Source organism: Rhodococcus sp. O3 (assembly GCF_048897285.1).
In the GTDB taxonomy this organism is placed as follows: Bacteria; Actinomycetota; Actinomycetes; order Mycobacteriales; family Mycobacteriaceae; genus Rhodococcus.
In genome coordinates this window covers 36,110-53,415 of sequence record NZ_JBMBTE010000024.1, presented here as the reverse complement: position 1 = coordinate 53,415, position 17,306 = coordinate 36,110, and the positions used below count along the sequence as shown (strand labels likewise).

The 17,306-nt window shown below is 69.3% G+C and carries 18 protein-coding genes and 1 pseudogene; 10 read left to right on the top strand and 9 right to left on the bottom strand.

Translation table 11 applies throughout. The annotated features are described in order from the left end of the window. The 6 genes from ACN675_RS09965 to ACN675_RS09940 form a co-directional block, all read right to left on the bottom strand. Positions 1-618 (bottom strand): amidohydrolase family protein (locus ACN675_RS09965; RefSeq protein WP_420750705.1); only part of this gene is annotated, 618 nt, incomplete at its 3' end. Next, entirely contained in the window at positions 615-1,559 is a 945-nt protein-coding gene (locus tag ACN675_RS09960; protein WP_420750704.1) for an aspartate carbamoyltransferase catalytic subunit, read from the bottom strand. The genes ACN675_RS09965 and ACN675_RS09960, both read right to left, overlap by 4 nt. After that, entirely contained in the window at positions 1,556-2,176 is a 621-nt protein-coding gene (gene pyrR / locus ACN675_RS09955; protein WP_197252147.1) for a bifunctional pyr operon transcriptional regulator/uracil phosphoribosyltransferase PyrR, read from the bottom strand. Before pyrR ends, ACN675_RS09960 begins: the two co-directional genes overlap by 4 nt. Before the next feature lie 190 nt (positions 2,177-2,366). Then, positions 2,367-2,897: a transcription antitermination factor NusB gene (gene nusB, locus ACN675_RS09950; RefSeq protein WP_420750703.1), complete on the bottom strand. Its 531-nt coding sequence runs from the start codon at positions 2,895-2,897 to the stop codon at positions 2,367-2,369. Next, the gene (efp, locus tag ACN675_RS09945; RefSeq protein WP_420750702.1) at positions 2,898-3,461 is read right to left on the bottom strand and encodes an elongation factor P; all 564 of its coding nucleotides are present in this window, start codon (positions 3,459-3,461) and stop codon (positions 2,898-2,900) included. Positions 3,462-3,495: 34 nt separating this feature from the next. Next, positions 3,496-4,593 (bottom strand): M24 family metallopeptidase, encoded by a 1,098-nt coding sequence (locus ACN675_RS09940; RefSeq protein ID WP_420750701.1) that lies wholly within the window; start codon positions 4,591-4,593, stop codon positions 3,496-3,498. Positions 4,594-4,699: 106 nt separating this feature from the next. On the opposite strand from ACN675_RS09940, the gene ACN675_RS09935 reads away from it, so the two are divergent. The 4 genes from ACN675_RS09935 (at position 4,700) to ACN675_RS09920 (ending at position 6,682) form a co-directional block, all read left to right on the top strand. Then, a complete protein-coding gene (locus ACN675_RS09935; RefSeq protein WP_420750700.1) occupies positions 4,700-5,260 on the top strand; it encodes a B-4DMT family transporter in 561 nt (186 codons plus the stop codon). Positions 5,261-5,429: 169 nt separating this feature from the next. Then, a complete protein-coding gene (locus tag ACN675_RS09930; protein ID WP_420750699.1) occupies positions 5,430-6,026 on the top strand; it encodes a TIGR03086 family metal-binding protein in 597 nt (198 codons plus the stop codon). A 48-nt stretch (positions 6,027-6,074) separates the two neighbouring features. After that, positions 6,075-6,341, top strand: a complete 267-nt coding sequence (locus tag ACN675_RS09925; protein WP_420750698.1) for a hypothetical protein — start codon at positions 6,075-6,077, stop codon at positions 6,339-6,341. Between the two features lie 137 nt (positions 6,342-6,478). After that, entirely contained in the window at positions 6,479-6,682 is a 204-nt protein-coding gene (locus ACN675_RS09920; protein WP_068158269.1) for a cold-shock protein, read from the top strand. Between the two features lie 91 nt (positions 6,683-6,773). Here the strand turns inward: ACN675_RS09920 and ACN675_RS09915 are convergent, their stop codons facing one another. Further along, on the bottom strand, positions 6,774-7,592 hold the full coding sequence (locus ACN675_RS09915) for a class II glutamine amidotransferase (protein ID WP_420750697.1): 819 nt from the start codon (positions 7,590-7,592) through the stop codon (positions 6,774-6,776). A gap of 272 nt (positions 7,593-7,864) precedes the next feature. On the opposite strand from ACN675_RS09915, the gene ACN675_RS09910 reads away from it, so the two are divergent. Beyond that, a complete protein-coding gene (locus ACN675_RS09910) occupies positions 7,865-9,025 on the top strand; it encodes a patatin-like phospholipase family protein (protein ID WP_420750696.1) in 1,161 nt (386 codons plus the stop codon). A 151-nt stretch (positions 9,026-9,176) separates the two neighbouring features. On the opposite strand, the gene ACN675_RS09905 is transcribed toward ACN675_RS09910, so the two are convergent. Beyond that, complete coding sequence (locus ACN675_RS09905; RefSeq protein WP_420750695.1) at positions 9,177-11,249, bottom strand: phage holin family protein; 2,073 nt, start codon at positions 11,247-11,249, stop codon at positions 9,177-9,179. Positions 11,250-11,284: 35 nt separating this feature from the next. Here ACN675_RS09905 and ACN675_RS09900 point away from each other — a divergent pair, with 35 nt between their 5' ends. The 5 genes from ACN675_RS09900 (at position 11,285) to ACN675_RS09880 (ending at position 16,803) form a co-directional block, all read left to right on the top strand. Continuing rightward, positions 11,285-12,109, top strand: a complete 825-nt coding sequence (locus ACN675_RS09900; RefSeq protein WP_420750694.1) for an MBL fold metallo-hydrolase — start codon at positions 11,285-11,287, stop codon at positions 12,107-12,109. Between the two features lie 89 nt (positions 12,110-12,198). Next, positions 12,199-12,666, top strand: coding sequence for a DIP1984 family protein (locus tag ACN675_RS09895; protein ID WP_420750693.1), 468 nt, complete (start codon positions 12,199-12,201; stop codon positions 12,664-12,666). Positions 12,667-12,964: 298 nt separating this feature from the next. Continuing rightward, the gene (locus tag ACN675_RS09890; RefSeq protein ID WP_420750692.1) at positions 12,965-13,651 is read left to right on the top strand and encodes a DNA alkylation repair protein; all 687 of its coding nucleotides are present in this window, start codon (positions 12,965-12,967) and stop codon (positions 13,649-13,651) included. Between the two features lie 63 nt (positions 13,652-13,714). Next, positions 13,715-14,488: a DUF6544 family protein gene (locus ACN675_RS09885; protein ID WP_420750691.1), complete on the top strand. Its 774-nt coding sequence runs from the start codon at positions 13,715-13,717 to the stop codon at positions 14,486-14,488. Between the two features lie 122 nt (positions 14,489-14,610). Further along, complete coding sequence (locus ACN675_RS09880) at positions 14,611-16,803, top strand: acyltransferase family protein (protein WP_420750690.1); 2,193 nt, start codon at positions 14,611-14,613, stop codon at positions 16,801-16,803. Between the two features lie 89 nt (positions 16,804-16,892). Here the strand turns inward: ACN675_RS09880 and ACN675_RS09875 are convergent. After that, positions 16,893-16,994, bottom strand: a pseudogene (locus tag ACN675_RS09875) (acyl dehydratase); the annotation flags it as partial. Positions 16,995-17,306: the final 312 nt, after the last annotated feature.

Genomic DNA, 17,306 nt, shown 5'->3' with positions numbered 1-17,306 from the left:
ACCCTCGTGGGCGACGGCGCCGACGGTGAGCCTCGGCTCCTCGGCGTGCTGGGCGACGAGGACCCCGAGGGTGCCCGCGTATTCGAGGGCGCGCCGCATGATCAGCGGGTCGTACACGCAGTGCCCGTCGTCGGAGAACATCCGGACCCGGCCGACGCCGGCGGCCATGGTGCCCATCTCGGCGAGCTGCTTGCCGGCGAGACCGACGGTGACCGCCCCGACCGGGTGCACGTCGACCAGCCCGACCTCCTGGCCGCGGCGCCACACGTGATCGGTGACGACGACCGAGTCCGCGACCGGGTTCGTGTTGGCCATCGCGAACACCGCGGTGTAGCCGCCGAGCGCGGCGGCGGCCGAGCCGCTGTCGATCGTCTCGGTGTCCTCGCGGCCCGGTTCGCGCAGGTGGGTGTGCAGGTCGACGAAGCCGGGCAGCAGGACCTGGCCGGTGCCGTCGATCACCTCGGCATCGGCGTCGGCCTCGAGGCCGGAACCGATCGCGAGGATCTGCTCGTCGCCGAGCAGGACGTCGACCGGATCGCCCTCGCCGTAGACCAGCACGTTGCGGATGAGCACCTGCGGGGTCACCGAATTGTCTCCTGTTCCAATAGTTTCCGTCATGCCGACGCCTCTTCGGTGCCGACCAGCAGACGGAACAGCACCGCCATGCGCACGTGCACACCGTTGGTCACCTGCTGCAGCACCGCGGTCTGCGGGGCGTCGGCGACCGCGGAGGCGATCTCCATGCCGCGCAGCATCGGGCCGGGGTGCAGCACCACCGCGTCGTCGGAGAGCAGCCGCAGCCGGCGTTCGGACAGTCCGTAACCGATCGAGTACTCGCGCGCCGATGGGAAGAACCCGCCGTTCATGCGTTCGGCCTGCACCCGCAGCATGAGCACCGCGTCCAGGCCGGGCAGTTCCGCGTCGAGCGAGTGCGCCACGGTCACCGGCCAGGTCTCCACCCCGACCGGCAGCAGCGTGCGGGGCGCGACGAGCACCACGTCGGCACCGAGCATCGACAGCAGCAGCGCGTTCGAGCGCGCCACCCGGCTGTGCAGGATGTCGCCGACGATGCCGATGCGCCGCCCTTCCAGCGATCCGAGCCGCTGCCGCAGGGTCAGCGCGTCGAGCAGCGCCTGCGTGGGGTGTTCGTGGGTGCCGTCACCGGCGTTGATCACCGCCGGGCCGTTGCCGTCGGCGTCGGTCGTCCAGTCCGCGATGCGGTGCGCCGCACCGGAGGCCGGGTGCCGCACGATCAGCGCATCGGCGCCCGCCGCGTGCAGGGTCAGCGCGGTGTCGCGCAGCGATTCGCCTTTGGACACCGACGAACTCGACGCGCTGACGTTGATGACGTCCGCGCTCATCCACTTGCCGGCGACCTCGAAGGACACCCGGGTCCGGGTCGAGTTCTCGTAGAACACGGTCATCACGGTGCGGCCGCGCAGTGTCGGCAACTTGCGCACCTCGCGGCCGAGCAACGCCTGCTCGAACCGTTCTGCCTCGTCCAGAAGCTCGGTCGCGGAATCCCTGGTCAGATCCGCGATGGAGAGCAGGTGTTTCACAGGTTCTTGCCTCCGGAGATCTCCACCGCGTCACGTCCGTCCTGTTCGGTGAGCAGCACGCGCACGTCCTCCGTGCGGGCGGTGGGAACGTTCTTGCCGACGTAGTCGGCGCGTAGCGGCAGCTCACGGTGCCCGCGGTCGACCAGCACCGCGAGCTGGACGGCCCGCGGCCTGCCCAGGTCACGCAGGGCGTCGAGGGCGGCGCGGACGGAACGGCCGGAGAAGAGCACGTCGTCGACGAGGACGACCAGGGCGTTGTCCACGCCGCCTTCCGGCACCGAGGTGCGCTCGAGGGGACGGTGCGGCTTGGTCCGCAGGTCGTCGCGGTAGAGCGTGATGTCGAGGGAGCCGACCGGCACGCGGACACCGGAGAACTCCTCGATGCGCTCGGCGATGCGGTTCGCGAGCGTGGTGCCGCGGGTGGGGATTCCGACCAGCACGACGCGGGGCGCTTCGCCCTCCGGGGCGTCGAGTGCGGTCTTCTCGATGATCTGGTGCGAGATGCGGGCCACGGTGCGTCCGACGTCCGCGGCGGACAACAGCTCGCGGGCGGGCGCTCCGGTTCCGGATGCCGATGGATCGGTGGATGCTGACGAGCCGTCCTCGGACATGGCCATACAGCGACCTCCTTCTCCGCCTCGCTGGACGGATCGTTAAAGGATGCCTGACGTTCAAACAGCCTATCAGCGGCCGAGAGGCGTCACGGCAAGGTTGACGGTGAAGCGCGACACACGGGCACCGACGACGAAGGCGGGTCCGGACGAAATCGTCGATCTCGTCCGGACCCGCCTGCGCTGCATCGGTGTCCTACTGTTCCGAACCGGGTTGTTCCGGAGCGCCGGGTCGTTCGGAAGCGTCGGCCTGCTTCGCGTGCACCGACGTCGCTGCGGCCGCGGCACGCACCTGGTCGGCGACGGCGACGAGCTGACCGAGTACCCCGTTGACGAACGCCGGTGAATCGTCCGTCGACAACGACTTCGCGAGTTCGACGGCCTCGTCGACGGCCACCACCGACGGCACGTCGGTGGCGTGGAACAGCTCCCACGCGGCGATCCGCAGGATCGCGCGGTCCACCGCGGGCAGCCGCTCGAGCGTCCACTCGTGCAGGTGGTCGGCGATGAGCCGATCGAGCTCGTCGAGGTGCTCGGCGACACCACGGACCAGGGTCCGGGTGTACGGCGCGACCGGGGCCACCTGGTCGTCGGTGAGCGCCAGCGCCACGCGGTCCGCGGCGAGGTCGATCGGGTCGGTGTCGCGGGCTTCGGCCTCGAACAGCAGGTCCACGGCGCGCTTACGCGCCTTGTGCCGGGCTCCGAGTTTCTTCTGCGTTCCGGACACTCAGGAGTTCACTCGCCCGAGGTAGCTGCCGTCACGGGAATCGACCTTGAGCTTGTCGCCGGTGTTGATGAACAGCGGGACCTGGATCTCGGCGCCGGTCTCGAGGGTGGCGGGCTTGGTGCCGCCGGTGGAGCGGTCGCCCTGCAGACCCGGATCGGTGTGCTGGACGACCAGCTCGATCGTGACGGGGAGTTCGACGAACAGCGGGGTGCCCTCGTGGGTGGCGACCTGTACTTCCATGTTCTCGAGCAGGAAGCGGGCGCCGTCACCGAGCGTCTCGGGGGAGATGGAGATCTGGTCGTAGGTCTCGCCGTCCATGAAGACGTAGTCGGTGCCGTCGTTGTACAGGTAGGTCATGTCGCGGCGGTCGACGGTGGCGGTCTCGACCTTGACACCGGCGTTCCAGGTCTTGTCGACGGTCTTACCGGAGAGCACGTTCTTCAGCTTCGAGCGCACGAACGCCGGACCCTTGCCGGGCTTGACGTGCTGGAACTCGATGATCTGCCAGAGCTGACCCTCGATCTTCAGCACGAGCCCGTTCTTGAAATCACTGGTATCGGCCACTTACTTCGCGTCTCCTAGAGTCGAGGAACCGCCCTTATACGACGGTCAATGTCTTGTCGGTCAGCGTGAGCAGTTCCGGTGCCTGCTCGCGCACCACGAGCGTGTCCTCGATCCGCACGCCTCCGCGCCCGGAGAAGTACACGCCCGGCTCGACGGTTACCGCCGCACCGGCGACAAGTGTACCGGTCGCCGCGGCGCCGATTCCCGGCGCTTCGTGGATCTCGAGCCCCACCCCGTGACCGAGGCCGTGCAGGAAGAGTTCTCCGTATCCGGCGTCGGTGATCACCGACCGGGCTGCCGCGTCCACCGCGGCGCATTCGACGCCCGGCGCGAGCGCCTCCCGGCCGGCCTGCTGGGCACGCAACACCAGGTCGTACAGCTCGCGCTGCCAGTCCGCGGCCTTCTCGAGCACATAGGTGCGGGTCATGTCGGAGTGGTAGCCGCCGACCTGCGCCCCGAAGTCGAGTTTCACGAAGTCCCCGGAGGCCAGCACCGCGTGCGTCGGCCGGTGGTGCGGGATCGCCGAGTTGGCGCCCGCGGCGACGATCGTCTCGAAGGAGATCCCGTCGGCGCCGTGGTCGAGCATGCGGGACTCCAGGTCGCGGCCGACCTCCTTCTCGGTGCGCCCGGGGCGCAGGCCGCCGGCGGCGATCAGGTCCGCGAGCGCCCGGTCCGCCGCGGTGCACGCCGCGCGCAGCAGCTCGATCTCGTGTTCGTCCTTGACCGCCCGCAGCTGTTCCACGAGTCCCGGCGTCGCGGTCAACGTCACCTTGCCGCCGAGCCCGGACCAGCGGGTGTGTTCGTCAACGGTGACCGTGTGGCTTTCGAAACCCCAGCCCGCCGCGTGCGTCCCGGCCGATGCGATGAGGTGGTCGGCGCTGGCGCGTGCGAGGACGGCGCGCAGGTCCGGGACCTGTTCGGCGATCTGCGTGACGTACCGGCCGTCGGTGCAGACGACGGTCCGCGATTCGTCGGCGTCGTCGTCGGTGGTGACCAGGAGCGCGGCGTTGGACCCGGTGAATCCGGTGAGGTAGCGGATGTTGAGCAGGTTAGTCACCAGCAGCGCGTCGAGTCCGCGGTCGGCGAGGACGGCGCGCAGCGCGGCGCGGCGGGAGGCATGATCGGCGGCCATCGAACCAACCTACCCCGACGATTCGTGGCCGGTCACAGGACGACGGGCCGGTTTCGGGTGTGGGCCGAGACACACTTCTGCCGTGACAGACGTTACTCTCGGATACATGAAACCCTGGTTGATTCGCGGGCTCGGCCTGACCCTCGTGCATGTGCTCGTCCGCGTCCTGCTGGGCGCGGCGCTCGTCCAGTGGCCCCTGCACGGATCGGTCCTGAGGTGGGGTGGTCTGCTCGTCGTCCTGTTCGCGGCCCTGATCTGGGGCGGCATCGACGGGATCCGGGATCGGCGCGCGAATCCCGATCCGGATCGCGGCGCGGATCTGACGATGCTGTGGCTGAAGGCGGGCGCGGTCACCGGCCTGCTCGGCGGGTTCCTCACGTGGCTCGTCGATACCGTCACTGCGATCCCGGTCGGCGTCAAGTCGTTGTTCTTCGAGCTCACCTCCGGCGCGGCGTTCACCGTGCTGCTGGTGTTCCTGCCCGCGATGTTCGCCGTGACCGTCGGCCGCTTCCTGGTGCGACGCGAGCAGGCGAAGCCGGTCGAGCAGTCCGCCGCGGAACCGGCGCCGGTGGGTGCTGCGGTCGGGGCCGACAGGGCATGGAGCAGTGACGACTCCCCCACCGAGGTGTTCCCGGCCGTCGATCCGCAACGGGACGGCAGGGCCTGACAGGCAAACATCGGGTCTCCCTCTTTCCGCGGGCCCTCTTTCCGCGGGCCGCCGCGACCATTGTGGTCGCGACGGCCCGCGGCCGTCTGTACCGGTCGCCCCGCTGAGTTTCCGTCGCGGGACGGGTCTGTCCTCATCGACCCCACTGCTCCGAGAACCGAGGTGCCCGATGACCGAAATGCTCGATCTCGATCCCGCCGCCCGCACGATGACCCGGGTGATCGCCGGGATCCGCGACGACCAGCTCACCGCCCGCACACCGTGCCGGGACGCGACAGTCGGCGATCTCCTCGACCACATCGGCGGCCTGTCCGTGGCGTTGACGGCCGCGGCGACCAAGGAGCTCGGGGAGATCACGGCGCGTCCGCCGGCGCCGAGCGCCGCCAACCTGGGCGACGACTGGCGCACGCGCATCCCCGCGCAGGTCGCGGCGCTTGCGCAGGCGTGGCACGATTCCGCCGCGTGGACCGGAACGACGCAGGCCGCCGGGCTGGACCTGCCCGGCCGGATCGCGGGACTCGTCGCGCTCGACGAGCTCGTGATCCACGGTTGGGACCTCGCGGCCGCAGCCGGCCTGCCCTACACCTGCGACGATGCGGCGGTGGCGGCCTGCACGGCGTTCGCGTCGACCGTCACCCCGGAGCAGCGGGCCGAAGGTGGTCTGTTCGGTCCGGTCGTGGAGGTTCCGGGGGATGCGTCCGCACTCGATCGGCTGCTCGGGCTCACCGGCCGTGACCCGTCCTGGACGCCTCCGCGCGAGAACTGACCCGGGCCGACCTGCATCGTTTGTTGTGAGCTGTCACAATTGATGGCCATGAGCGCTAAGACGAAGAACTCTGCCGCGCTCGCGTTGGGCGCGCGGGTGACGATTCGATCCGGCTCCGGCCACGCAGCACCGGAACGCGGTGCGATCGTCGCCGACTACGGCGAGGCCGCATCGCTGGTCGCCGACGACCTCGGCCGCGACTGGGCTCCGGTGCGCCGGTGGGCGGTCGCACTCGACGACGGCCGACTCGTCTTCGCCGACGACGCCGACCTCGAGCTCGAGACCTCCCCGAAGGGCGCCGGCACCGCGTCGTAGGCCCGGCGCGCCATCCCTCGTGGGTTCGGATCGGTGGTGCTCTACGAGGTGTGCACACGGCGTAGGGGTGGCACGATCGATTGTGGAGATCGTGACGTCGACGTGACGTTCGGCTCCCGAACAGGAAGTTGGGCAAGATGGCGCAGGGCACCGTGAAGTGGTTCAACAGCGAGAAGGGTTTCGGATTCATCGCTCCCGATGACGGGGGCGCCGACCTTTTCGTCCACTTCTCCGAGATCCAGGGCAGCGGCTACCGCTCGCTGGAAGAGAACCAGCGGGTGGAATTCGAGGTCGGGCAGGGACAGAAGGGGCCGCAGGCCCAGCAGGTCCGCGCCCTCTGACAAGTCCGCGAACGCCGAAATTCGGGGCGCATCCCATGTGGGTGCGCCCCGATGGCGTTGCGTCGCCGTCGCCATGGGAGCTCGACGGGATCTAGGGGGCCAGCGGCACGAACGGCAGAATTTCGTCCCCGTAGGGTCCGACCGTCCCCGCACTGGCTTCGGGCACCTCGTTCCATGCCCCGGGCAGGTCACGCAGCGGTTCCGACACCACGAGGCGCGCCCTCGGTCCGAGTTTCGCGAGCACCTCCACCTCTGGGTGCAGAGCACGCAGCGTCGTCATGTCGGTGGAGTAGTACAGCGACCGCGACTGCACCTGGCTGGAATATCGGAAGAACCACATCGACGTTCCGTCCGATGTCGCGACTGTCATCTGCACCGGGTTCTCGATGCCGTGCGCCCGGGCGGTCCTCTCGACGAATCCGACCGCCCGGCCGACGGCGCCGAGCGGGTCGTCGGTCAGTCCGAACGTCAACGCGAGGTAGAACAGCGCCTCCGAGTCGGTCGATCCCATGATCTCCGTGTACAGCTCCGCGTCCACCGCGAGCAGCAGTTCCCGCTTGATCTTCCGGTAGTCCACGATCTCGCCGTTGTGCATCCACAACCAGTTGCCGTACCGGAACGGATGGCAATTGCTGCGCTGGACCGGCGATCCCGTCGACGCACGCACGTGCGCGAAGAACATGCCGCTGCGGATCTGGCTGGCGAGTTCCCTCAGATTGCGGTCGTTCCAAGCGGGTTCGATGCTCTTGAACAGCGCCGGGCGGGGCCCTTCGCCGTACCAGCCGATGCCGAACCCGTCCCCGTTCGTGGTCGTGGCGCCGAGCTGCGAGTGCAGACTCTGATCGATGAGCGAGTGCACCGGTCTGAACAGCAGATCCTCGGCGAGGATCGGCTCGCCGGAATATGCCATCCATCTGCACACGTCTTCCATTGAAACAGAGTGGTCCGCGCCGACCCCGCGTTTTCCGAGTGCTGCCCCGGGTTTTCCGAGTGCGACCCCGGGTCTTCCCGAGCGAACGGTACAGTCGGTCGATCTGAGGAGACGAGCGGTACATTCGCTCGGAAACGACGCCGGCACCCGAGGCCGGAACCACGCTCCTGCAACGTTTCACCGAACTCCCCCGCGAACCCGGCGCCCGGCGCGCCTAATGGGATCACACAGTCGACGACACGGGGGTTCGCATGTCGAAGGAGTCGGAGCAGCTCACTGCCCTGGTTGTGTCCGGTGCCGGCGCGCGTGGTGCGTACGAGGCGGGTGCCGTCCAGGCCCTGCTTCCCGTACTCGCGGCCGACGACGCGGTTCCGCCGATCCTGGTCGGGACCAGCGCCGGGGCGTTGAACGTGGCGGGCTTGGCGGCCTATGCACACCTCGGTGCCGAGAGGGCGGCCAAGGAGGTGGTGGCGGCGTGGAGCGGGGCCGAGCTGACGAAGGTGTTCTCCCCGATCGGCACCCTGCTGCGGACGGGCGGATCGACGCTCGGCAGGCTGATCGGGCTTCCGGTTCCTCCTCCCGCCGGGCTTCTCGACACGTCGCCGATGCGGGCGGAGCTCGAGAAGCAGGTTCCCTTCGAGCGGCTTCACGAGAACATCCACACAGGCAAGGTGCGGGCGGTGGCCGTGACCGCGACCTCGCTGGCCACCGGCGGCACCGTGGTGTTCGTCGAACACCACGAGGACGTGCGTCTTCCCGACTACGACGCGCACCGCAACATCCAGTACGTCTCGACCACCCTGAGCGTCGAGCATCTGCTCGCGTCGGCTGCGATCCCGATGCTCTTCCAACCTGTCGAGATCACCGAGGAGCCACCCGAATACCGGGGTTGGTACGTCGACGGCGGGCTGCTGCTCAACACGCCCATCAAGCCGGCCGTGAAGTTGGGGGCGAACCGGATAGGGGTGGTCGCTTCCCATCCGCAGGAGCGTCTGCCACTTCCGTCCGTGTCGCCGGCCGAGGAAAATCCGCCCGACGTGCTCGGCACCGCCGCATTGTCGCTGCGCGCAATTCTCACGGACCGCATGATCGACGACCTGTGGACGCTGCGTAAGTGCAACGGCAGGAAGGGCTACCGGCACGTCGAGTCGGTGTTCGCCGGGCCGACCCTGCAGCAAACCGCCGAGATCGACCGTCTCGCGGACAAAGCGTTCGACGAGATGCTCGGACTTCTGCGCCGGCTGCGACACCCGCTCGCGTCGGCGGTGACCGGTCTGATGAGTGACGGACGGCCCAGCCACAGCGAGCTGCTGAGCTACACGATGTTCGACTCGAGATTCACCGCGCCCGCCGCGGATCTCGGCAGCAAGTGCACGCCGCAATTCTCCGGACCCGGCGGTACTCCCGCATGATGGGTCCGGCTCCGACCTCGTCGAGTCCCGGACCGCCCCGAAGGGTGTCACCATCCAGGTGTACGAGCCGGCGCGCCGCCCGGTGTACCCGGTCGCGGGAGGTCAGCCCGGTCGGTGACCCGTCACGGGGAACGACCGCCTCCGGTCTTCCTCACCGATCGTGTCGCCCGGCCGAGGCATGCGGTGCGGGTGCGTCGGCCGGTCCGGCCTTCCTCGCAGGTGTGTGCACACCCGGCGAATGATCTCGCCATCCGACGAGCACCTTGTGCAGATTCTCGGCGCCGTGCAACGGTTCCGGCGCTGCCGGCAGGTCGACGGGGTAGATGAGAAACGGGGTGCTCTGCGGTCCGCCCATGCCGCCGTGCGAGCCGACCTGCTCCTCGAACGCCGCGACCTCGTCGGTTTCGGGCCAGTACATGCCGCCGACCATGATGTCGGCCACGTTGTCGAAAGTGTCGGTGCGTCGAATCTTCGCCAGCGCATCGGGGCCCATCACCGCGAGAGGGTCCCGACCGGTGACTTCACCGGTCGTCACGTCGACCTGGCCGCCGGACCCCAGCACCACGGATCCGCCGGGTGCGGCCACGAACAGGAACCCGATTCCCGGATGCTCGCGGAGCGCGGTGAGCAGCCCGGGATGGGCGGCCTCGATGGCATCGACATCGGCACGTCCCGGCAGGTGCGGAAAGTAGATCAGACCGAGGTTGCCCGAGCCGAGCACGATCGGCTCGCCCGCGGAGGGAAGTGCCTCCTCGTCGGCCGCCGACGCGTGCATGCTGGCCGCCGCGTAGGCACGGCTCTCCGCCCCGGGCTTGGGGGATGCGGCGGCAGCGCGCTCGTGCCGGTGCCGCCCTTCCGCGGACGGCTCACCCCGCCCCGCCAGCCGGACAACCAACTCCCCCAAGGTCTCCCCGTAGCGTTGCCGGAAGGTGGCGCCCTGACTCTGCCCGTGGTCCGAGAGCACGACGACGCGGTAGCGCCGGTCCGCCTGCTCCGTCACCGCGAGCAGCATCTCGACGATCTCGTCGAGCTTGGTCAGCACTGCGAGGGTCTCGGGCCGGGAGATCCCGGAGTGGTGGGAGACCTCGTCGTATCCGATCAGGTCGACGTAGGCGATGCTGCGCCCCTTGATCAGGTCACCGACCACCGCCGCGGCGGTGACGTCGGTGGCCAGCACGGTCGCGAACGCCCGCACGAACGGATACACCCCTCCCCGCGACACTCGCGGCTGGATGTCCTTTCGCTTCTGCCGCAATGCTTGACGGAGCTCCCGCTGGAGTTCCGCGACCATTCGGATGAACGTGCGGAGCGCGCTCGCCGGGTCGGCGAAGTAGTCGCTGTAGCCGGCGCCGCCGCCGAGACGGGCACCGCGCATGCGGCTGACGACGAGCACGTTGTCGTGTGCTCCGCCGGTGAACAGGTTGCCGCGGCTCGCACCGTCGTGCGCGAGCAGACCCGGAATCTCGGCTCGTTCGAGTTCGCGCTGCTCGTTGTCGGCGGGGTTGCTGAACACCGAGATGCGCCCGGTCGTCTTGTCGTACCAGCGGAAAGCCGGCACGTTGTGGTTGGAACCATGCAGCACGGCCAGCTGGGTCGCCCCGGTCTGGCTGCTCCAGTCGGTGTGCCACGGGACCAGCCGGTGGGTCTCGCGCACCAGTTTCGCCAGCCCGGGCGTCACACCGTCGGCGATCGCGCGCCGCAGCACGTCGTATCCCAGGCCGTCGATCTGGATGCACAACAGCCCCGGAGCCGCGTCCACGCGAGCAGCGTTGCGTCGCAAACGGAACCGGTTCCGGCGCACCTGCATCAATCGGTACGCGGTGTCGGAGCGGGACGCGATCGCACCCGAGACCACGGAAGTGACCAGCGAGACCACCGCCGCCAGGACGACCGCATCGCGCGGCTCGTCCACCGTGGCGACCGGCACCAGGGACAGCGTCAACAGCATGATCGCGCCGCCCGCGAGGAACACCCCGACGAACAGCAGCACGGGGCCGATCCACGACATGAAGCGCATCGTCAACGGCCACAGGGCCGCGTTGAGGATGCCGAACACCAGCGCCACCGCCAGCGCAGCGGGAAGCGTCGGCAGCGGAGCAAAGCTCGACGGGTCCAAGGTGATGCCGCGGAGGATGCGGTCCAGCACGAGGACCGCGAACGCCGACGATCCCCAGAGCACGAGGAATTCGACGAGTATCCGCAATACACCGCCCACCGTGCGCATCGCACTCCCTCTCGTTGTCTGGAATCGTAAGGGGCGTGAGCGCGCCGCCGGGTGGGAATACCGCCGCGTCCGGGATGCGCTGGCTGGGGCATGCCAGCACGCTGATCGTGGACCGCGGGACGGTCGTCCTGACCGATCCGGTGCTCACCGACCGCGTCGCCCACCTGCGCCGCCGGCGGGGCCCCACTCCCCTCGGATTCGGCACGCGCAACCCGGACGTCGTCCTGCTCTCGCATCTACACGCGGACCACACCCATCTGCCGTCGCTGCGGCTGCTCGACCCGGACGTTCCGATCGTGGTCCCCTGGCGGGCGATGGACGGCCTGCCCGCGCTGCGCCGCTTCGGCGACCGCCTGGTGCCCTTGCGGCCCGGTGACGAGACACGCATCGGCGAGATCACCGTGCGCGCCGTGCCCGCACACCACGACGGTCGCCGCTGGCGACGTGGACCGCAGCTCGCGCCGGCGGTCGGATACGTGGTCGAGGGCGACCGGCGGACCTACTTCGCCGGCGACACCGATCTGTACCCCGGGTTGGAAGACCACGTCGGCCCCGGGGTGGATCTCGCGCTGCTACCCGTCGGGGGCTGGGGTCCCACACTCGGCGTCGGTCACCTCGACCCGCCTCGGGCCGCGGTCGCGGCGCGGCTGCTGGAGGCAGCCCTGGCGGTGCCGATCCACTACGGCACGCTGTGGCCGATCGGCTTCGACGCCGTGCGTCCCCGCTCGTTCTTCGGACCCGGCGCCGAGTTCGTCCACCATGCCGAGCGCGCAGGGCTCGTAGCCGTGGAGTTGCGTCCGGGTGACGCGCTCGGCGGACCGGACAGGGGACCCGGTTCGTCCGGGACGCATCGCAGATAGCCTCGCCGACACACCACCCACGCACCTCCCCCACGCCGCGGCCGGGCCACATTAGGGTCCTACCGACGATCATCCGAGGGGGACGACACATGAAGCTGGCCGAGGCACTGGCCGCGCGCGCAGATCTGTTCCGCAGGATCACGCAGCTGCGGGAACGGATCCTCGACAACGCCCGCCACCAGGAGGGTGAGGAACCGGCCGAGGACGCCGTCGCACTGCTCGCCGAACTCACCGACGCGCTCGACGAATACGAGCAGCTGATCCGCCGTATCAACCGGACGAACGCGGCGTCACCGCTCGGGGACGGCACCGTGACCGATGCGCTGGCCCGCCGAGATGTGCTGCGCCTGCATCATTCCGCGGTCACTGCGGCCGCCGACGCCGCGGCCGGGCGCTCCGAGCGCGGATTCGGTCGCCAGCTGCGCTCCGAGCTGGTACATGTCGCAGTCCTTCCGGTCGCCGAATTACGCACTCGCGCAGACCGATTGGCGCGCGAAATCCGCACCGTCGACATGGACATCCAGCGCACCAACTGGGAGGTCGATCTGCTGGACTAGACCGCGAGGAGGGCCGAGAGCTGGTAGCCGGCCGAAGAGGCGAGCACACAACCGCGCCGGGCGGTCAACTCCGGCACCTCGGTGCGCGGGGGCAGCGCAACAAAATTCACCATGCAGGCCCACCACCACGCACAAGAGACCGTGCACCACGCACGATTCACCACCACGTGCTGATCTTCGACCGGTGAGGGCGGGTTCGGGGGCATCTCGGCGCTCCTCGCGCCTCGAATCGGGATCGCCTCGAATCGAGGCGAGTAGCGTGCGCGAGCACACGGATGCGAACAAGAGGAGTGGAGCGATGGCCGCTACGGAACACAGCAGCACCACGGTTGCCGAGGTGATGGCCGAACTCGCCGAACTCGACGACCCCAAGATCCGTGCGGTCAACCTGAAACACGGCGACGACCACGGGGTGAACCTCACCAAGCTGCGCGCCGTCGCGAAACGACTGAAGACGCAGCAGGATCTCGCGCGGGAACTCTGGGACACCGGCGACAGCGCAGCCCGGCTGCTGGCCGTTCTCATCTGTCGCCCGAAGGCGTTCGACCGCGACGATCTCGACGCGATGTTGCGGGCGGCGCGCACCCCCAAGGTGCAGGACTGGCTGGTCAACTACGTGGTCAAGAAGAACCCGCACTGCGAGGACCTGCGCGCGACATGGTTCGCCGACCCGGATCCGGTCGTCGCGAGTGCCGGGTGGGAACTGACCGTCGACCGCGTCGCGAAGAACCCCGGCGACCTCGACCTGCCCGGACTGCTCGACATCATCGAAGCGCAGATGAAGGACGCCCCGGATCGACTGCAGTGGGCCATGAACCACTGCCTTGCCGAGATCGGCATCGAGCACGCCGACCTGCGCGACCGTGCGATCGCGATCGGTGAGCGCCTGAAGGTGCTCGAGGACTACCCGACGTCCCCGGGATGCACGTCCCCGTTCGCCCCGACCTGGATCGCCGAGATCGTGCGGCGCCGCAGCGCGACGTAACGATCGTCACGCCGCTCACCTCGTCCGGTTGCCCGGTCGGGTGCGCGCCCTCATGCTTCACACATGGACGGACCCGTGTTCCCGCCTCCACCACGCTCGGCGCGACCGGTTCGGCGCGAATGGGACGCGCTGAGTTCCCTGCCGCCGTCGACGGAGCGGTTCGACCCCGAGCAGGTCGAAGACCTTCCCCCGGCCGCGCAACGATGGCTCACGCACGCACTGGAACCGGGGGTGCCGCTCGCCCGCGCGGTGCACCTGACCATGCGCGGCCACATCAAGCTCGGATCGTGGCGACCGTTCCGGGCAGCGCAGGTCCTCGCACCGGGCATCGGGTTCGTGTGGGCGGCGACCGCGCGGGTCGCGGGTCTGCCGGTTCTCGGCTACGACCGGTACACCGACGGACGCGGCGAGATGAACTGGAAACTGGCCGGTCTCGTCCCGGTGATGTCGGCGGCGACCACCGACGTCGACACCAGCGCCGCCGGCCGATTGGCCTCAGAATTCGTTTTCGTACCAACGACATTCGCGATGGCGACGTGGCACGAGGCGGGTACCGGTTCCGCGCTCGCGACCTGGCGTATCGGCCGCCACACCGAGACGGTGTGCCTCGAACTCGCGGGAAACGGCCGGCTCGGAGCGGTCCACCTGGATCGCTGGGGCAATCCGAACGGAGAACCCTTCGGCCGCTACCCCTTCGGGGTGGACATCGAGGCCGAGTCGTCGTTCGGCGGCATCACGATTCCGACCCGGCTCCGCGCCGGATGGTGGTGGGGCACGAACCGCTGGTCCGAGGGTGAGTTCTTCCGCGCGGAGATCAGCGCCGCCGTGTTCCGCTGAGAACACCGCAGTCCGCCCGGAACACAGCATCTCGCCGGGAACACAGCCGCAACGACACCTGTGCGCACCGGAGAGTCACAGTTCATCGGGCACGCAGCGCCGGCCTCTGCAAGGATGCGCGGATGAATCTGGTTGGCATCCCGGAACAACGGCGCCGGGTCGGGCGCGTGGATCCCGTCGATCCCGCCGCCGCAGCACCGTCCGAGAAACCGAGTGCGACATTCCGCCCCGACATCGAGGGCCTGCGGGCCGTTGCGGTGCTCGCCGTGGTCCTGTTCCACGCGGGTGTGCCCGGGATCGGCGGCGGATTCGTCGGTGTCGACGTCTTCTTCGTCGTCTCGGGTTTCCTCATCACCGGGCTGCTGTGGCGGGACGTGACATCCACCGGGGCCGTGCGGATCGCCCGCTTCTACGGCGCACGAGCGCGTCGACTCCTCCCGGCCGGCGGTCTCGTGCTGGTGGCCACGGCGATCGGTTCGGCGTTCCTGTTGCCTCCGTTGCAGGCACGGGAGGCGCTGGGCGACGGTATCGCAAGTGCGCTCTATGCGGGGAACTACCGATTCGCGTTGCGTGGCACCGACTATCTGGCGGCGGACGCGCCCCCGTCCCCGTTCCAGCACTTCTGGTCGCTGGGGGTCGAGGAGCAGTTCTACCTGGTGTGGCCGGCGCTGATTGTCGCGACCGCCTGGTCGGTCCGTCGCAGCCGCGGCGGCGGGGCCCCGTCGGCGGTGCCGTACGTCTCGGTCCTGGTACTGGTTGCGGCGGCGTCGCTCACGGTGTCACTGTCCTGGACCGGCACGCTGCCGCCGTGGGCGTTCTTCTCGTTGCCGTCTCGGGCGTGGGAGTTGGCTGTCGGCGGCCTGGTGGCGCTGTCCGTCCCGCTGTGGCGCCGACTGCCGGGTCTCCTCGCGGCCACCGCGGGATGGGCCGGGCTGGCCCTGATCGTCCTCGCCTGTGTGCGTCTGGGCGAAACGACCCCTTATCCGGGCACGGCCGCGCTGCTGCCGGTTCTGGGTACGGCGCTGGTGATCGGCGCTGGCTGTGCGTCGCCGCGACTGGGTGTCGGACGCGGATTGTCGCTGCGGCCGATGCGCGCGCTCGGGCGCCTGTCGTACTCCTGGTACCTGTGGCACTGGCCCCTGCTGATCCTCACGCCGGCATTCCTCGACCGCGACCTCGGGGTGGTCGGCCGTCTCGCCGTGGTGACGCTCGCCGCCGGGCTCGCCGCGCTCACCCTGACGGCGGTGGAGAACCCCCTCCGGTTTGCACTCCCCCTGCGCCGCTCGGCTTCCCGCAGTCTCGTTGTCGGGGCAGCGATCACCGCGCTCAGCGTCTGCGTGTGTCTGGGGCTGCTGGTGCTGCGGCCGGTTCCGGTCGGCCACGGGGAGGCCGCCGCGGCACTGACGGTCTCTGCGCCGACGCAGGATCCGGCGCCCACGGCCGACCCGCACGATGTCGCCGTGCGGGAACTGACCGCACAGGTTCAGGCCGCGGTCGCGGCGACGGCGGGACAGGCTGCCGTCCCGTCGAACCTGTCCCCGTCACTGGCCGATGCGCCGTCCGGCAAGCCGGATGTGTTCCTCAACGGCTGTGTGCGCTCGTGGCTGGAGGTCGGACAGGACGAGTGCGCGTCGGGTGACATCACGTCACCGATCACGGTGGCGCTGGTAGGTGACTCGCACGCCGCGATGTGGGCTCCGGCGTTCGAATCGGTTGCCGTGGAACGGCAGTGGCGGCTGGAAACCCTGGGCAAGGTCACCTGTCCACTGCTGGACCTGTCGTTGACGAGCCCGTACCTGGGGCGCGAGTACACCGAGTGCGAGCAGTGGCGTGGGGAGATCGTCTCGCGGTTGCAGGAGGAGAGACCACAACTCGTCGTGCTCGGCATGTCCCGCCGATACGGCGGCGACTTCGGTTTCACCACGTACGGCCCGGAGTGGCAGAACAGCCTGACCCGGGTGGTTGCCCAACTCCGGGCGACCGGCGCGAAGGTCCTCGTCCTCGGCCCGGTGCCGGATCCGCACACGGTGGTGCCGACGTGCCTGTCCGAGCACATCGACGATGCGACGGCCTGCTCACCGGAGCGGTCGGTGGCGCTGAACGCTGCCGGCGTCGTCGCCGAGGCCGCGGCCACTGCCGCCGGCGGCGGGGAGTATGCCGATCTCACCGAGCTGTTCTGCACTGCCCAGAGCTGCCCGGTGATCGTCGGAAACGGCTTGGTGTTCCGCGACGACAACCACCTCACGATCGAGCACGCCCAGGCGTTGGCTCCTGTCGTCGGCGCACTCGCGGACCGAGCTCTGGCCCCGCGCTAGAGTTCCGTCGGGCCTGGGTGATCGGCAAACGGCGCGGCCGGGTACGGGCTCGAGCTGCAGTGGGTGAACGGCATCGCGCCGTCCGGCCACGCCGTACGTTCCTCTTCGTCGAGGCGAGCCACCTTCGCCGAGATCGACAGTTCGGCACCTTCCATCTGGTCGACCACGACCGGCCGCGTGAACCGGGTCTCCTACGAGATGACGTGGTTGTGGCAGCGACACGAGCCCGAAGCCTGCCACCGGAATGCTGTTGGAAGCTGTGACCCCGATTCCGGCGGGGACGGCGCCGACCGCCCCTCTTTCCACGAAAAGCGAGCACACTGAGAGGTGGCAAGCACGCCGAGGGACAGCAAGCAAGGCGAGCGGTATGAGTACACAACAGAATTCACAGGGCCGGGCCGCGTCGGCCGAGCCGCACCGTCGGGGCGCGGCGAGCGACCGGAATTCCACGAACAGCGGCGACGCGACGGCAGCCACCGCACCCCGCACGGGAGTCCGTTCAC

Coding starts and splice junctions, on each gene's coding strand:
- ACN675_RS09895 (WP_420750693.1), top strand. CDS start 12,199: ATGAAGCTGGCCGAGGCACTGGCCGCGCGCGCAGATCTGTTCCGCAGG.
- ACN675_RS09885 (WP_420750691.1), top strand. CDS start 13,715: ATGGACGGACCCGTGTTCCCGCCTCCACCACGCTCGGCGCGACCGGTT.
- ACN675_RS09915 (WP_420750697.1), bottom strand. CDS start 7,592: ATGGCATATTCCGGCGAGCCGATCCTCGCCGAGGATCTGCTGTTCAGA.
- pyrR (WP_197252147.1), bottom strand. CDS start 2,176: ATGGCCATGTCCGAGGACGGCTCGTCAGCATCCACCGATCCATCGGCA.
- ACN675_RS09920 (WP_068158269.1), top strand. CDS start 6,479: ATGGCGCAGGGCACCGTGAAGTGGTTCAACAGCGAGAAGGGTTTCGGA.
- ACN675_RS09880 (WP_420750690.1), top strand. CDS start 14,611: ATGAATCTGGTTGGCATCCCGGAACAACGGCGCCGGGTCGGGCGCGTG.
- ACN675_RS09935 (WP_420750700.1), top strand. CDS start 4,700: ATGAAACCCTGGTTGATTCGCGGGCTCGGCCTGACCCTCGTGCATGTG.
- ACN675_RS09925 (WP_420750698.1), top strand. CDS start 6,075: ATGAGCGCTAAGACGAAGAACTCTGCCGCGCTCGCGTTGGGCGCGCGG.
- ACN675_RS09890 (WP_420750692.1), top strand. CDS start 12,965: ATGGCCGCTACGGAACACAGCAGCACCACGGTTGCCGAGGTGATGGCC.
- ACN675_RS09940 (WP_420750701.1), bottom strand. CDS start 4,593: ATGGCCGCCGATCATGCCTCCCGCCGCGCCGCGCTGCGCGCCGTCCTC.
- ACN675_RS09910 (WP_420750696.1), top strand. CDS start 7,865: ATGTCGAAGGAGTCGGAGCAGCTCACTGCCCTGGTTGTGTCCGGTGCC.
- ACN675_RS09930 (WP_420750699.1), top strand. CDS start 5,430: ATGACCGAAATGCTCGATCTCGATCCCGCCGCCCGCACGATGACCCGG.
- ACN675_RS09905 (WP_420750695.1), bottom strand. CDS start 11,249: ATGCGCACGGTGGGCGGTGTATTGCGGATACTCGTCGAATTCCTCGTG.